We start from the raw sequence: 13995 nt of genomic DNA, 5'->3' as shown, positions 1-13995 counted from the left end.
CCTTCAACAACGGCATTTCTGCCGTTCTTTCCGGTCCACATTCGTCCTTTAGACGAATCCAAAAAAAACAAGCCACCCGCATAAAAGCAATGCGAAATGGCTTGTGTTGGATGCTGCCCGTTGCATTTTAAGCACAAACTGACAGTGTTCCTAATGTTCCTAATCTTCCTAGTGTTCCTAGTGTTCCTAGTGTCCCTAATGTCCCTAATGTCCCTTATTCTTCATCCTCGTCTTCCTCAACCTCATAGACACAGCGGAATATTTCAATGCCGGCGGGATTCTCCCCAAGGCTGTAGACCATAAAGCCCAGGTTGCGGTAAAAATCCGCGGCAACCTCGTCTTCCGTCTCAGCCAGCAGATACCGCGGATTGCGGGCGGCCAGCAGCTCCAGAATGATGCCCCGCGCATAACCCTTCCCCCTGTTCTCCGGGAGCACAGCGATGTGACGGATCTCCAGCGAGCCATCTTCGGTTTCCTCAAAACCTGCCAGCCCTACGAGCAATCCTTCCTCTTCCCATCCATAAAGCTGCAGCGAAGCCTTGCTGCCATATTCCACCGAAGTGCGCCACAGCGCATCCGGCTCATCAATGACGGCATAAGCCAGCAGCTCTTTCACTTCATCCGAATCTGTACGCTGTTTCAAATCTACCAGCATTTGTTTACTTGCTCCTCTCCATAGTTCAGCAATACCCTATTTAAAAAGTCCCTCGCTCCGGCTTACCTTTTACCCTTTAAAAAAACCATCCAAAGCAGGATGTACCCACTCAAAACGCCCGCCAGGTTAAGCAGCACATCGTCAATGTCAAAGCTGCCGGCACGAAGCAGCATCTGCATCGTCTCCAGCAACAGTATCCCCAAAGCCGAGACGAAGAGCAGCAAAAGCATAGAGCGCAAACTTTTCCTCAACAAAGGCAGCAGGAAGCCAAATGGCACAAAGACAATAACATTGCCCAGCAGATTAATTAGCCTTCCAGAGAAGGAAACCCCGTTATCCAGATCAAAGAACAGTTTTATGGTACGCAGCGGCTCCAGATTATAGCGGAAAGGCCCCTCCGTGTGCACCGACCGTCCAAACCCGATAAACATCCAGTACACCAGGGCGGCACTGTATGCGATAAGCAGAAGCAGCAGCATTGCCCTGCCTATTCCCCGCGGCTGCGCCGGTGTATGCCTCTTTCCGCCACTCGGGCGGGGCTTTCCCTTCCTCCGGCTGCTACTCGCCGTGTTCACGCTCAATAATTTCAATGCTGCCATCCTGTTTGCCGATAATCGCTACAGCAGCGATGCCAATGAACAGCCCGTGTTCAACCACACCGGTGATGTTCTGCAAGGACGCCGCGAGTTCAGATGCCGAAACAATCGTTCCGAACCGGCAATCCGCAATGTAATTGCCATTGTCGGTCTTGTACAGCCCGTCCCCGCTGCGCCGCAGCTCTACCGTACAGCCCAGCTTGGCCAGATCAGCGACGGTCCATTCCCAGGCAAAGGGAACAATCTCCACCGGAAGCGGAAATTGCCCCAGCGTACCGACAGCCTTGCTCTCGTCCGCCACCACGATCATCTGCTTGCTGCCCCGGGCGACAATCTTCTCACGCAGAAGCGCCCCGCCGCCGCCTTTGATCAGCTCCAGGTCGTGATTCAACTCATCGGCCCCGTCAATGGTCAGATCAAGACCATCGATATCACCGAAGCCTACCAGAGGGATACCCAGCTCGCGGGCCTGCTCTTCCGAGGCAACAGAAGTTGCAACCGCGGTGATCTTCAGCCCTTCTTGTACGCGTTCACCCAGCTTGCGGATAGCCCAGTATGCTGTAGAACCGGTGCCCAGCCCCACCTTCATCCCGTCCACCACATACTCCACTGCCTTTTCTGCTGCGAGCTGCTTCACATTGATACTCATTTTTATTACCTCCATCTATCCGTTATAATGTCTCGTAGTACTATTAATCATTACTGCCAGGAGGCTTCCCGTATGAGAACTGAACAACAGATCCAGTCCAAGATTAACGAACTGACCCTGCAAAAAAGGTCCCTCGAATCCCGCCTTGCTCCGCTGCCCGATGGCAGCCCCCAGCGGGAACCGCTGAATGCCCAGCTGACCCGGCTTGAGGATATGCTCCTGATGCTGGAATGGGTGCTGGACGCACCGGCCGGGAAATACCACGCGTAAGGCGCGGTCAGGACAAGCTTTTGCCGTAGCAGAGGCTGTCAGGATCGCCTATATAAGGGCCAAACAGGTCAATCGGCCGGTAGCCGTGCTTCTCATAGAGCGCAATCGCTTCCGGCTGCTTGATGCCTGTCTCCAGCCTGATTTCTCTGCAGCCCGCCGCTCTCGCTTTTTGCTCCAGATCCAGCAGCATGCGGTTAGCAATGCCCTGCTTCCGTGTATCCGGGTCTACATAGAAACGCTTCAGCTCCATTACGGATGAATCCGGGTCAAGCGGCCGCAGACCACCGCAGCCTACCGGCTTGTCTCCCGCATAAGCCACCACGAACGTCATTTCCCGCACCTTGGGATCAGAAAAATCAACAACATAGATGGTTTCATGCGGATACCTTGCTTTCAGTTCTTCATCGAGACAGTCAATTAATGCCCTCAAATCCCTGTTCTCAGGCTCCACCACTACAAAATCCACTTCGATATTCGATATCATCCCGCGCCTCACTCTCATCCGGTTGTTTCCGCAGCGTCCGCCGCTTTTCCTAATTCATTATATATCACCATAGTGTTTAAGAGTTTCCTTATATAAGTCGGCGTTATCTTTCTCAAAGCAGATAAATTCGATCCGCTCTAGCGGCAGATCTCCGGAATCGCGATCCTTAACATACTCAACCACAGTTCTTAGCGCAGTTTGGCAAGCCAAGGCTTTGGGGAAATTATAAATTCCCGTGCTGATGTTCGGAAAAGCAATGCTCTTAGCCCCTTGGGTGCATGCCGCATCCAGGCTGCTCAAGTAACATCTGGCTAAAATTGAAATTTCACCAGCGCCTCCGCCTTTCCAAATCGGTCCTACGGTATGTATGATCCCGAGCAGCGGCAGCTTACCTGCACTGGTAACGGCTGCTTCACCGGGCATAATTCCGCCTTGCTTGCGGCGGATCGCTGCACACTCCTCGGCAATTTGCGGACCGCCTGCACGGTGAATCGCCCCGTCCACCCCGCCGCCGCCAAAAAGGCCCGAATTCGACGCATTCACAATCATATCTCCCTGCCAGGAAGTGATATCCCCTTGGCTGGCGGAAATGGCCACATGATTAATGATGATCGGCATGTCCCGTTTCCTCCTTCACGGCCGTTTCCAGACGGAAGATGAGTTCCTGTTCCCCTTTGCCGGCTGCCTTGTCCTTGAACGAAGCCGGGATAATCCGCTCGCCCCGCAGGGCAGACTGCCGGATACTGCCGAGCATCCAGTTCTGCGCGTCGGAGAGTGCCATTTCTCCGCTTCCGGCAGGAACACGGCAGAGAGCTATGGTCTTGTCGACCTCGCCGCTTGCTGGCTGCCCTTCGGTGCGGGCACGTACTGTGAATTGGAACAAAGGGACCGCTTCCGGCCGCTCTTCATTATTGGAAAAGGCCTGATAATAGACGGAATACATTAAACTGCTGATACGCCCCGCGGAGTCACCGGCCTCTTGCTGGGCAATCAGCCTGCTGTTCTGGTAAGCCATGACTCCGGCTGCAAATAATAAAAACGCAATAACTCCTGCGAATACCATAAACATATCTGACACCTGCCGTTTCAGCTGGATATGGGCAACACCGCTTCTATATTATCACGTGAAGAACGTGTCAGGGAATGGGCCTATGCACTGAATTAGACAATTTCACCCGCAAGCCTATAAAGTTATTTTGAAATATTCATATTAACAGTTGAAACTTCCAGCAGCTTGATCCATAATGAAGTGGTGCAAAACGTTTGTCAATCCATATCAAACCAAGGGAGGATACCACGAAATGAAATTTTTCTTGGATACCGGAAATATTGAGGAAATCAAACGTATTACCCGCCTCGGATTAGTGGATGGCGTAACGACAAATCCGTCGCTTATCGCCAAAGAAGGCAGACTTTTCAAAGATGTAATCAAAGAAATCGTCGCTATTGTGCCAGGCCCGGTCAGCGCCGAGGTCATCGGTCTGAAGGCTGAAGAAATGCTTAAGGAAGCTTACGAAATTGCAGAATGGGCACCGAATGTTGTCATCAAGCTGCCAATGACTGAAGATGGTCTGGAAGCTTGTTATGAATTAACCAAAAAAGGCATCAAAACCAACGTTACTCTCATCTTCTCCGCAGCTCAGGGTCTGATGGCTGCCAAAGCCGGGGCCACCTATATCAGCCCGTTCGTTGGACGTCTGGATGATATCGGTGTAGACGGCATGAAGCTGATTTCAGATTTGAAGACCATTCTGACCAATTACGGCCTTCAATCGGAAATTATCGCCGCCAGCATCCGCAATATTGCCCATGTTGAGCAGGCAGCTATTGCCGGAGCGCATATCGCAACCATTCCTGGCTCACTTCTGCCTTCCCTGTGGAAGCATCCGCTGACAGACAACGGCATTGAACGTTTCCTGAAAGACTGGGAGAAAGTTCCGCAAGCCTAAACATACTTTCAAATATGTATTACAAGCCTTTTCCCGCAGCTGCGGGGAGAGGCTTTTTTGAATTACAAACTGTCTTCATGAAAAGATGCCGCCGCCGATTCTGCTTCTCAAACGTTGACAGGATTAATTGTCTTAATTATAATTGTCATGACAATTAATTTGAGAGGACGAACTGCTATGCCGCATACTTCACCCCAGGAGTTCCTCGGATTTCTGCTGGGCTCTACACACCGGAGGATTTCCAATGCCTTTGCCCGGGTCCTGAAACCCTATGACATCACCCCGGAACAGTGGTCTATTCTGCTGATGATCTGTGATCGTGAAGGCATTAACCAGAAGGATGTTGCCGCCGCTGCCGCCAAAGACCAGCCGACTACAGCCAGAATCGTAGAGCTGCTGCAGAAGAAAGGTTTTATATACAAGACCATGAGCCCTGCCGACCGGCGTGCCTTTCAACTCTATGCGACAGAGACAGGCAAGTTATTGATTGAGCGTACCGTATCCCTGGAGCAACAGACCATTGCTGCGGCGGTCAACGGGCTCAGCACCGGGCAGGTCGAAGACCTCCGCTCCATGCTGGAACTAATCTACCACAACACCGGAAATACACAACAAGAATAGGAGACGCCCCTTTGAATCATTCATCTGAACGACTATGGACACCGTCATTTATAACGCTTACCCTATGCAATCTGCTGCTGTTCATGGGCCTGCAGATGACTCTCTCCACCCTCCCGGCTTATGCCGAAGGAACGCTGCAGGCTTCTTCTGTGCAAGTCAGTCTTGTGACCAGCCTGTTTGCACTGAGCGCTATCGCCTCCCGGCTGTTCTCCGGCAAAGCTATGGAGAAAGGCGGCCGCAATCTGCTGATCTTCCTGGGTCTGGCCGTCTCCATTACTGCGGTAGCCGGCTATTACTGGGCAGGAAGCATTCTTGCGCTCCTGCTCCTGCGGATGCTGTTCGGGATTGGCTTCGGCATGGCCAGCACCGCCTTTCCGACGATGGCCTCCGACATTATCCCGATCCAGCGGATGGGCGAAGGCATGGGCTACTTCGGCCTGTCCACGAGTCTAGCCATGTCCGCCGGCCCGCTGATCGGACTCAGTCTGCTGCAAGGGCCAGGCTTTGGGTCGCTGCTGATCTGCACTGCTGCAGCACTGGTGCTAATTTTGCCGCTCAGCTACCGCCTGACCACGAAGCTGCCTGCACACCATAAGGAGCCTGCCGCTCCTCAGGTAACAGAACTCAAGGGCGGCGCCTTCCGGAGACTGTTTATCCCCTGCCTGCTTAACTTTCTGCTGTCTGTCTCCTATGGCGGACTGCTGGGTTTTCTGGCTCTCTACGGTGCTGAGGCTCATCTGGAGCACATCGCTTACTTCTTTCTGTTCAATGCTGTAGCGATAGTAGTTGTACGACCACTCTCCGGTAAGATTTACGACCGTTTCGGGCCTCCTGCCCTGCTCATTCCGGGGAGCCTCTTCATTGTTGCAGGACTGCTGCAGCTCTCCTTCGCTTCTTCCACGGCTGCACTGTTTCCGGCGGCCATTTTTTACGGAATCGGCTTTGGTTCGATGCAGCCCGCATTGCAAACCTGGATGATCCAATCCGTGGAGCCCCGCCAGCGCGGGATGGCGAACGGCATGTTCTTCAACTCTCTGGATCTCGGTGTGGCTATTGGGACCATGATCCTCGGCTCCATTGCGCTGTACACCAGCTATGGCGTCATGTACCGTTATTCAGCGCTGGCTCCCGTTCTGCTGCTGTTAATATATACAACCCTATTGCTCGCTAAACGTTATAACCGTCAAAAATCTGCGCCGAAGACTTCCACTAGCCACTCTGTGGCCAAATAAGCGTCCAAACTCTTCGTTATGTGCTCCCTCACCAATTGTATTTGCATTCGTTACCCTTCATGTACAGCAACAACCAAAAAACCGTCCCCATTGCCGGAGGCGGTCTTTGTCTATCAAAATATTCCATTCAGGCTGTCTTAGTGCTGCATCACTCCGGCAGCCACCGACTCGCGGACTTCGGCGGGCAGGAAATGATTAGGCTGGCCCAGACTGTAAATATGCAGCAAATGCATAGCCCTGGTGCACGCGGTATAGAACAGCTTGCGTTCACTTTCCCGGCCATATTTAGCTTCGGAGCCGTCATATATGATGACGGCATCAAATTCCACCCCTTTGGCCAAATATGCGGGAAGCACCAGCGTCCCTTTTTGGAAATTGGGCGTATCCTTCGTAACCAGCCTGACCGGAAGCCTGCTCTGCAGCTCGGCATGGACGCGTGCACTCTCCTCTGCCGTTTTGCAGATGACCGCCACGTAATGATAGCCCATGGAGTGCAGATTCAGCACATCCTGCTCAATGGAACCAAGCAGCCCCTCCTCGTTGTCCACAACCGTCAGCAGCGGTGATTCTCCCCGCCGGTTGAAGGGGACAATCTTTTCCCCGCCGGGAATCATTGCACGCGTAAATTCAACAATCTCATAGGTGGAGCGGTAGCTGCGGGTCAGCGAGATGACCTCCGTATTCTCCTTGCCGTAGATGCTGACCAGCCCGCCCAGATCACCAAGCACCTCGCCCTGGGCATAAATCGCCTGATTGAGATCGCCAAGCACCGTCATTTTGGCCCGGGGAAACAGGCGGCGCATGAATTCAAGCTGGAACGGGGAATAATCCTGCACCTCATCGACGATGACATGACGGATTTGCGTATTGGTCCGGAAGCCCTGGCTCAGCTCCTTCAAATACAGAAAAGGTGTGGCATCTTCATAGGCAAGCTCGTTCCGGCTCAAGGACGCCACCGTCTGGCGGCAGATCGAGTCCCAGGCATCCGGCAGCTCCCGGCCGTTACCCAGGCGCTCCATTAACTCGCGGTCAGCAAAAAGCAGACCGTACAGCCCCTTCACATCCACGAACCTGCCCCGTTTGGTCCAGCCGCGCAGCGGCTTCAGACGCTGGCTGACAATGTACCGGGCCAGCACCGTTTTCTCCATATCAAAGTCATCAAAGCTGTCATTCTGCCCCCCGCCCTTGCGGCGGAGCATATTGTATGCCCGTTGGTAGTCACTGGAATCCAGCAGTTCCATCTGATCCTCTACCCACTTTGATTCCCGTTCCTCCACACTGAATGCAGCGATTTTTTTGAGCAGCCAGCCTGTCATCAGATCGATCCGGTTCGCCAGTTTAATACTGGGATCAAAGCTGTAGAATTTTTGCTGCATCTCTTCTTTACTGACGACTGCCCGGCCTTGGAACACAAGCGGTTTAAACAGCATCCCCTCATGCTCCAGAAGATTGACGTAACGCCGGATCACGTCCAGAAAAGCTACGGAGGACTTGTAGGTAATTCCCGCTCTCCGTGTAGCCGCTTCAGGCCCTTCCGGGGCATTCAGCAGGCTTTCTGTCTGGCTGAAGACATCCTCCAGCTCAAATTCCTGGCCCAGACGGTGCTCAAGATACATCTGGAACGTAGTCTGCTGCATATTTTCTTCACCCAGCTCCGGCAGTACAGTAGATACATAGCTGTTAAAAAGCGGATTCGGCGAGAACAGCAGCATTTGATCCGCCTGCAGCACCTCGCGGTATTTATAGAGCAGATAAGCCACGCGCTGCAGCGCGGCTGAGGTTTTCCCGCTGCCTGCAGCGCCCTGCACGACGAGCATCCGGCTCCGGTCATTGCGGATAATGGCATTCTGCTCCTTCTGGATCGTTGCTACAATGCTTTTCATCCGGTCGTCCGCGCTGTGGCTGAGCACCTGCTGAAGCAGTTCGTCGCCAATGGTGACGCCGGTGTCGAACATGACCTCAATCGTACCGTTGTCGATTACGAATTGGCGTTTCAGCTCCATTGTCCCGGAGACAAGCCCGCCCGGTGTTTCATAGGCTGCCGGTCCCGGAGCCCCGTCATAATACAGACTTGAGATCGGGGCGCGCCAGTCGTAAATCAGGAACGAGCCGTTATCCTCCATCAGCGAGCCGATACCCAGATATATCCGTTCTGCCTCCGCATCCGCTGTCTCCTTAAAATCAATCCGTCCAAAATAAGGCGATACGACAAGCTTTCTATATTTTTTGAGCGCTTTGCTTGACTGCAGATGATGGCGCTCGCGTTCATTCAGAATTTGTGCCTGCTGCCGCAGACTTGTCGAGGTTTCCCCCAGGTCATCCGGACTGCTGAAGTTCACTGTAACCTCTTCCCAGAAGTCTTTGCGCATATCCACAACATCACTGCGATGAAGACCAAGCTCTTCGGATAGCCGCCTGATATGGGCCGACAGCAGCTTTGTAATTCCGTTTACCCGTTTCTGCTCTTCTTCCCACTCACTATCATGTTTCTCCATTGCAATTCATCCCCTTCGGAAGGTTGATTATCCTTGCCTATGTCAAGTACAGCATCCTTTTTCACGTCTCTTTATCCATTGATACATAATGATCCGGTCCCTTCAGGGGCCGGATCTTTTGCTATTACCAAACATTGCCCTTCCATGCTATATGCTATAAAGTATGCGCCAATACATGCTTGACAGTCAACGTTGTGCACCTCAAAAACAGGATTCTGATTATTCCTTCTCATCGGCAGTAAGCCGGTTAATCTGGTCCGCAACCTTATCCAGCCGCTCCAGCTGGTATCCATAGTCATAGATCGCAGCCGCCACTACGGAGAGACGCAGCTGGCCGGACTTCTCTGTATCGTAGCCGTTGATTGCCGCTTGGAGAAAGCGGTCGTTATCTTCCGCAAGCGGATCAATATCATTTGCTCCCGGTTTCAGCTTATCTTCGAACTTGAGCAGAATAGTCTCGTGGTATTTGATCAATTGCTCCAGATGACGGTCAAACAGCTCATCGGTCTTCCCGGTGCGCTCCGCCTGGAAGTAATGCCGGTCCACCGCCTCCAGCACTTCAAACCCTTTTTGCAGCGAAGCCAGCAGGTTCTTATAGACCACCATCTGCCGGGTCTGGCTGTATTTGGCCCGGCGGAGCTGTTTCTGCTCTTCCTCGAACAAAACGTACTTATCGGCAAGCGACCGGATGGAGCCCTCCAGCGCATTTTTTTCGTCGCGGAAGACGCTCTCCTTCATTTCATGTGACACAGCCGTCCGCAGCAGCAGCGACAGGCTGCCGAATACATTTTCTATCTGCTGGATATACTGCTTCCGCGGCTGCGGAGGAAATACAGCAATATTGATAATAAAAGCAGCGACAATACCGGTCAGCGTCAGTAAAAAGCGGGTTAACGCAAACTCCCATTGCCCTGAGGCTTCCATAACCGAAATTACGGTGACCAGGGTTAACCCGATCGTATCGGCCCGTTTCATTTTCATACTGATCATAATCACCAGAATACATACCAGCCCGACGGCAATCGGCTCATTGGACAGCAGCATTCCGCCCAGCAGCGCCAGTACCGCACCTATGGTACTCGTCTGAATCTGATCCAGAAAGTACCGCCAGGATCTGTATATGGAGGGCTGCATCGCAAATATTGCCGCAATCGCTGCGCCTACAGGAGAGGAAAATTGAAACAGAGCGGATAGATAAAGTGCAAGTGTTACGGCCAAGCCGGTTTTGAGTATACGGGCGCCAAAAGCCAAATCCATCCCTCCTAAAGTTTTGTGAGCATAACTTCATTGATTTACTTCGTACAAAACTCGCTTCGGAAGCATACACTTAAGTTTTGTGAGCGTGACTTCTCCGATATTACTTCGTGCAAATATGTATAGCCTGACGCGGTTTGGTTCATTTCTAAAAAGGTACAGACATTATTACCCAGGAAGCGGGCTGGCGAATTTTAGTATGGCTTAAGCCGGCTTTCAGGATTCTTTCAGCTTTCGGGGAATACTGGATACAGCAGTCCCCACAAATTCAAGTACGAGGTGAATCATGAGCAACAATGTCAAAAGAATTACAGCCTTCGCTGCAGCGCTTCTGCTCTGCCTGGCACCGGCTGCCGCCTTTGCGGAGAATGCTGCCGGAAGTACACCCACTGCTGCTCCCGGTTCAGCAGTCCGGGGTGAACAGAACCATCGTCATCCCCATCCCCCGGGCATCGATAAAGGCTTCCGGGCCGGAGGCGGACATTTCATTATCAATGAAACGTCCAAGCTGCTGGAGATCGACCGTCATGAGCTGATCCGCAGCCTGAGATCAGGTACAACCTTGTATGCGCTGGCCAAAGAGAAGAAAGGCTGGACCGAAGAGCAATACATCCAAAAGCTGAGCGAAGCAGCTGTCATGAAGCTTGAGACCTCCATCAAAGATGGCCGACTGACCCAGAGTGAAGCAGATCAGCTAAAAGCCGGACTGCCGGCACTTCTGAAGCTGGGCATCAGCCGCATGAATGATTTTCAGAAGTCCAACACTGAAACACCTGCCAGAACCTCTTGAATTCAGGCACCGGCTGCAGCGCTAAAAGAGGCTGAAGAAGGACATTAATATGGCGGATATGCGGATTCCCATGCGAGCGGGAATCCGCTTTTTTATAACAGGTTCTAATTGCTCTTCCGGCAACTCCGGTAGGCCTCAAAGCAGGCAATACATAACATCATCCAGGCTCCGCTGGCCGCATAGCCGCCAATGACATCACTTGGGTAGTGTACCCCCAAATAGACACGGCTCCAGCCAATCCCCCCTGTCATAAGCACGGTGAACAGAATTAGCAGCACCCGCTCACTCCCCCTTCTCATATGCCGCCACAGCAGGTACGCAATGATGCCATACAGCGAAAACGCCGCCATGGAATGCCCGCTAGGAAAGCTGTATCCAGCCTGTTCAATAAGGCGGTGGATATTCGGGCGTTCCCGGTGAAACCACAGCTTCATCCACGTGTTCAGCAGCTGGGAGCCTGCCCCTACGGCAAGAAACAGGATCAGCTCGATACGATGCTTCAGCACAAAGTACAGCAGCACCATAGCCAGTAATGAAATGCCGATTGCAAGACTGGACGCTCCCACCAGGGACAATCCCTTGGCCAGGGAAGTGAGTGCCGGGGATTCTGCTGACTGCACGGCTTGAATAATGAAATTGTCAAACCCGGAGATCCGGTCCATCTTCACGAACACAGCGATTACCGCAAAAACCAGAAAAAAACCGGTAAACCCCCGAAAACCTCTTGACCAGTATTGGTATTGCAGCTTAACTACCCCCTTGTCTATTTTAAGCCGGATGACCCTATTTCCAGAGAAGGTCTTACCCGTGGTATAATGTCCTGGAAGACAATTCAAAAAAAATGGAGTGCTGCCAAAGTGGAAACTCTGAAATTACAGGAGCGTGTGTTGAACCAATGCATCTCAACCAAGGTTCCCGTGACGATCTTTACAACCAATGGAGTTAAGATGCAGGGACTTGTAACCTCTTATGACGCGTATACCATCACATTGCAAGGGCAAGGTGACGGCAGACAGAATGTGCTGTTCAAATCAGCTGTCTCCACAGTTGTACCGCTGAAGCCTGTCTCGCTCAAATAAGCATTCAGTTCAGCATTCCCGTTAATCTAAAATTACAGCCCCTTTTCAAAAGGAACACCGGAGCGTTGTGCTCCGGTGTTCCTTTTGCTTGAAATATAAGGAATCGCCGCATCTTACAAAAAACATCTTCCTTGTATTTGCCGCAGAGCAGGGTTCTTCCGGGACTATTCGGCTGCCGGAAAATATGCAGGTTTGACACACACCGGTCTGGATATCCCGGCGGTGTTTCCGGTGAAGCTGAGCCGCCCGCTGGCGCGGTCAACGCTAAACACCACCAGATTATTGCCATCCCGGTTCGCGGCTATCAGATAGGCGCCGTCCGGAGTGAGGGTAAAGTGGCGCGGATGCCCACCTTGTGTAGAGACATGCTCCACCAGTGTAAGTCTGGCGGTTGCAGGGTCAACGGCGTAAACCACAATGCTGTCATGTCCGCGGTTCGAACCGTACAAAAAGAGTCCATCTGCAGACAAAGCGATTTCCGCACAGCTGTTGCCCGCCGCAGTGTGGCCCTCAGGCAGTGTAGAAATGGTTGCAGCCGTCTGAAGTGTACCTGCTGCACTGTCATACAGGAATGAGGTAACCGTGGAGTCCAGCTCATTGATTACATAAGCAGATTTTCCGTCCGGATGAAAGACAAAATGACGCGGTCCCGCTCCCTCATGCAGCATGGTGTCGCCCAGAGCTTCAAGTGTCTTCGTGTCATGGTTGATTGTATAGGTCCGGATCAGATCCAGACCCAAATCGGAGACGAACAGAAATTTCTCGTCCGGGCTGAAGATGGCGGAATGCGGGTGGGGCTTGTCCTGCCCAGGCAGGTTTCGCTGACCCGTATGTACAGCGGTATCCTCCAGACGTACCGGCAGTCCTTCCTGATCCAAGGACACCAGACCCACAAGGCCTCCATGATAGCTGCATACGATAATAAATTCATTGCGGGAATCTCTTGAAATATGGCAGGTTGTCGTTTGGCCGCTGCCTGCGGCAGGCATAGTGGAAATGCGGTTCATTTCCGTGAGCTTGCCATCCTGCGGATCTATCGCAAAAGATACAACCTCGCCTTCCTTGCCGCCTTCTCCGTTAGCCTTTTCTCCTATGGCATACAGCCGTCCTTCTGCGGCATCTACATTCACAAAAGTCGGGTTAGTAATGCCCTGCACCTTATCCAGAAGGGTAAGCGTGCCCCCTGCTTCCCCATTGAATTCAAATACCTGAACCCCGCTTTCGTCAGCGCTAGCGTAGGAACCGGTAAACAGCAGCAGTCTTGTATTCTTCATCTCGGTAGTCCTCCTCCAATGGTCTTCAGTCTCGTTGCCTCAAGCAGCCCAAATTCGGACCGGCCATTTATATAATTTACATTTTTTCAGCGTCTATGACAAATCGCGTAGTAAAATTTCACAAAATATTTTAAAAGTGAGGCTTTTCAAGGGCAGACCGTTATGTTATAATGAAAGCGCTAACATCAAGTTTTTACTATTTATTAAAGGGGGAACATGAATGAGCAGCCTGCTGGAAGCCAGAAATGTGTATGAGGACTTCGAGGTGGATACGGACATTCTGTTCTTTAAGGTCGGGGACCATGATTTGGTTATTTTTCACGGCAGAAACTATAATATAAAAAAGAGAATGACTGCCGAACAGCTTAACCGTTTAGTATCTAACCCCAATTACTATCATGTGTACGGGGGCTGTTACGTCAATCTGAACAAGATCAGCTCCATCGAAGACGACAGTATCTATTTCGGGGAGATGGGCCTGTTTGCCAAGACTGTACGTGTGCCAAGACGGAAGCAGGAAGGCATACGTCATCTGCTGAGAAGCCTCAGCTCTTAGGGTGATCTACATCCGCTTGAAGCAGAGAAATATGGAGCCTTCCCAAAGCCGGAGCCGCATGTTCTATTCATGCGGCTCCGGCTTTTTCTTG

At 52.1% G+C, this 13995-nt stretch carries 17 protein-coding genes; 7 read left to right on the top strand and 10 right to left on the bottom strand.

Annotation, left to right across the window (positions count from 1 at the left end; translation table 11 throughout):
* Positions 1-214 precede the first annotated feature (214 nt).
* The 3 genes from BLQ82_RS03395 to rpiA all read right to left on the bottom strand — a co-directional run bounded on the left by BLQ82_RS03395 (position 215) and on the right by rpiA (position 1900).
* Complete coding sequence (locus BLQ82_RS03395) at positions 215-655, bottom strand: GNAT family N-acetyltransferase (protein WP_062524129.1); 441 nt, start codon at positions 653-655, stop codon at positions 215-217.
* Positions 656-717: 62 nt separating this feature from the next.
* Entirely contained in the window at positions 718-1134 is a 417-nt protein-coding gene (locus BLQ82_RS03390; RefSeq protein WP_062524128.1) for a VanZ family protein, read from the bottom strand.
* A 79-nt stretch (positions 1135-1213) separates the two neighbouring features.
* Positions 1214-1900 (bottom strand): ribose-5-phosphate isomerase RpiA, encoded by a 687-nt coding sequence (gene rpiA, locus BLQ82_RS03385; protein WP_062524127.1) that lies wholly within the window; start codon positions 1898-1900, stop codon positions 1214-1216.
* A gap of 72 nt (positions 1901-1972) precedes the next feature.
* On the opposite strand from rpiA, the gene BLQ82_RS03380 reads away from it, so the two are divergent.
* Complete coding sequence (locus BLQ82_RS03380) at positions 1973-2170, top strand: hypothetical protein (protein ID WP_025706907.1); 198 nt, start codon at positions 1973-1975, stop codon at positions 2168-2170.
* Positions 2171-2177: 7 nt separating this feature from the next.
* Here BLQ82_RS03380 and BLQ82_RS03375 read toward each other — a convergent pair whose 3' ends face one another.
* Genes BLQ82_RS03375 through BLQ82_RS03365 form a run of 3 tightly spaced genes read right to left on the bottom strand, consistent with a single transcriptional unit; the run spans position 2178 to position 3723 of the window.
* The gene (locus tag BLQ82_RS03375; RefSeq protein WP_074647705.1) at positions 2178-2654 is read right to left on the bottom strand and encodes a GNAT family N-acetyltransferase; all 477 of its coding nucleotides are present in this window, start codon (positions 2652-2654) and stop codon (positions 2178-2180) included.
* A 57-nt stretch (positions 2655-2711) separates the two neighbouring features.
* Entirely contained in the window at positions 2712-3272 is a 561-nt protein-coding gene (locus tag BLQ82_RS03370) for a macro domain-containing protein (RefSeq protein WP_062524126.1), read from the bottom strand.
* Complete coding sequence (locus BLQ82_RS03365; protein ID WP_062524125.1) at positions 3256-3723, bottom strand: hypothetical protein; 468 nt, start codon at positions 3721-3723, stop codon at positions 3256-3258. Before BLQ82_RS03365 ends, BLQ82_RS03370 begins: the two co-directional genes overlap by 17 nt.
* A 232-nt stretch (positions 3724-3955) precedes the next feature.
* On the opposite strand from BLQ82_RS03365, the gene fsa reads away from it, so the two are divergent.
* The 3 genes from fsa to BLQ82_RS03350 all read left to right on the top strand — a co-directional run bounded on the left by fsa (position 3956) and on the right by BLQ82_RS03350 (position 6456).
* On the top strand, positions 3956-4603 hold the full coding sequence (fsa, locus tag BLQ82_RS03360) for a fructose-6-phosphate aldolase (protein WP_020431819.1): 648 nt from the start codon (positions 3956-3958) through the stop codon (positions 4601-4603).
* Positions 4604-4780: 177 nt separating this feature from the next.
* Positions 4781-5224, top strand: coding sequence for a MarR family winged helix-turn-helix transcriptional regulator (locus BLQ82_RS03355; RefSeq protein WP_062524124.1), 444 nt, complete (start codon positions 4781-4783; stop codon positions 5222-5224).
* A gap of 11 nt (positions 5225-5235) precedes the next feature.
* Entirely contained in the window at positions 5236-6456 is a 1221-nt protein-coding gene (locus BLQ82_RS03350) for an MFS transporter (protein ID WP_062524123.1), read from the top strand.
* A 137-nt stretch (positions 6457-6593) separates the two neighbouring features.
* On the opposite strand, the gene helD is transcribed toward BLQ82_RS03350, so the two are convergent.
* Together helD and BLQ82_RS03340 are read right to left on the bottom strand one after the other, a co-directional pair.
* Positions 6594-8951, bottom strand: a complete 2358-nt coding sequence (helD, locus tag BLQ82_RS03345; RefSeq protein ID WP_062524122.1) for an RNA polymerase recycling motor HelD — start codon at positions 8949-8951, stop codon at positions 6594-6596.
* Positions 8952-9170: 219 nt separating this feature from the next.
* Positions 9171-10202, bottom strand: a complete 1032-nt coding sequence (locus tag BLQ82_RS03340; RefSeq protein ID WP_062524121.1) for an FUSC family protein — start codon at positions 10200-10202, stop codon at positions 9171-9173.
* Positions 10203-10491: 289 nt separating this feature from the next.
* Between BLQ82_RS03340 and BLQ82_RS03335 the strand changes: the two genes are divergently transcribed.
* Entirely contained in the window at positions 10492-10995 is a 504-nt protein-coding gene (locus BLQ82_RS03335; RefSeq protein ID WP_062524120.1) for a hypothetical protein, read from the top strand.
* Between the two features lie 104 nt (positions 10996-11099).
* Here BLQ82_RS03335 and BLQ82_RS03330 read toward each other — a convergent pair whose 3' ends face one another.
* Positions 11100-11831 carry a phosphatase PAP2 family protein gene (locus BLQ82_RS03330; protein WP_244280678.1) on the bottom strand — a complete coding sequence of 244 codons (732 nt, stop codon included), beginning with the start codon at positions 11829-11831 and terminating at the stop codon, positions 11100-11102.
* 21 nt (positions 11832-11852) lie between these two features.
* Between BLQ82_RS03330 and hfq the strand changes: the two genes are divergently transcribed.
* Positions 11853-12074, top strand: coding sequence for an RNA chaperone Hfq (gene hfq, locus BLQ82_RS03325; protein ID WP_025706896.1), 222 nt, complete (start codon positions 11853-11855; stop codon positions 12072-12074).
* 164 nt (positions 12075-12238) lie between these two features.
* Here the strand turns inward: hfq and BLQ82_RS03320 are convergent, their stop codons facing one another.
* Positions 12239-13348 carry a lactonase family protein gene (locus tag BLQ82_RS03320; RefSeq protein ID WP_062524119.1) on the bottom strand — a complete coding sequence of 370 codons (1110 nt, stop codon included), beginning with the start codon at positions 13346-13348 and terminating at the stop codon, positions 12239-12241.
* A gap of 220 nt (positions 13349-13568) precedes the next feature.
* Here BLQ82_RS03320 and BLQ82_RS03315 point away from each other — a divergent pair, with 220 nt between their 5' ends.
* The gene (locus BLQ82_RS03315) at positions 13569-13904 is read left to right on the top strand and encodes a hypothetical protein (protein ID WP_062524118.1); all 336 of its coding nucleotides are present in this window, start codon (positions 13569-13571) and stop codon (positions 13902-13904) included.
* Positions 13905-13995: the final 91 nt, after the last annotated feature.

Source organism: Paenibacillus jilunlii, from assembly GCF_900102965.1.
Classification (GTDB): Bacteria; Bacillota; Bacilli; order Paenibacillales; family Paenibacillaceae; genus Paenibacillus_AQ; species Paenibacillus_AQ jilunlii.
Note: the sequence above shows the minus strand (reverse complement) of the source record. Positions and strands in the feature narration are given on the sequence as shown.

Coding starts and splice junctions, on each gene's coding strand:
- fsa (WP_020431819.1), top strand. CDS start 3,956: ATGAAATTTTTCTTGGATACCGGAAATATTGAGGAAATCAAACGTATT.
- BLQ82_RS03380 (WP_025706907.1), top strand. CDS start 1,973: ATGAGAACTGAACAACAGATCCAGTCCAAGATTAACGAACTGACCCTG.
- rpiA (WP_062524127.1), bottom strand. CDS start 1,900: ATGAGTATCAATGTGAAGCAGCTCGCAGCAGAAAAGGCAGTGGAGTAT.
- BLQ82_RS03365 (WP_062524125.1), bottom strand. CDS start 3,723: ATGTTTATGGTATTCGCAGGAGTTATTGCGTTTTTATTATTTGCAGCC.
- helD (WP_062524122.1), bottom strand. CDS start 8,951: ATGGAGAAACATGATAGTGAGTGGGAAGAAGAGCAGAAACGGGTAAAC.
- BLQ82_RS03395 (WP_062524129.1), bottom strand. CDS start 655: ATGCTGGTAGATTTGAAACAGCGTACAGATTCGGATGAAGTGAAAGAG.
- BLQ82_RS03390 (WP_062524128.1), bottom strand. CDS start 1,134: ATGCTGCTGCTTCTGCTTATCGCATACAGTGCCGCCCTGGTGTACTGG.
- BLQ82_RS03375 (WP_074647705.1), bottom strand. CDS start 2,654: ATGATATCGAATATCGAAGTGGATTTTGTAGTGGTGGAGCCTGAGAAC.
- BLQ82_RS03370 (WP_062524126.1), bottom strand. CDS start 3,272: ATGCCGATCATCATTAATCATGTGGCCATTTCCGCCAGCCAAGGGGAT.
- BLQ82_RS03315 (WP_062524118.1), top strand. CDS start 13,569: ATGAGCAGCCTGCTGGAAGCCAGAAATGTGTATGAGGACTTCGAGGTG.
- BLQ82_RS03335 (WP_062524120.1), top strand. CDS start 10,492: ATGAGCAACAATGTCAAAAGAATTACAGCCTTCGCTGCAGCGCTTCTG.
- BLQ82_RS03320 (WP_062524119.1), bottom strand. CDS start 13,348: ATGAAGAATACAAGACTGCTGCTGTTTACCGGTTCCTACGCTAGCGCT.
- BLQ82_RS03355 (WP_062524124.1), top strand. CDS start 4,781: ATGCCGCATACTTCACCCCAGGAGTTCCTCGGATTTCTGCTGGGCTCT.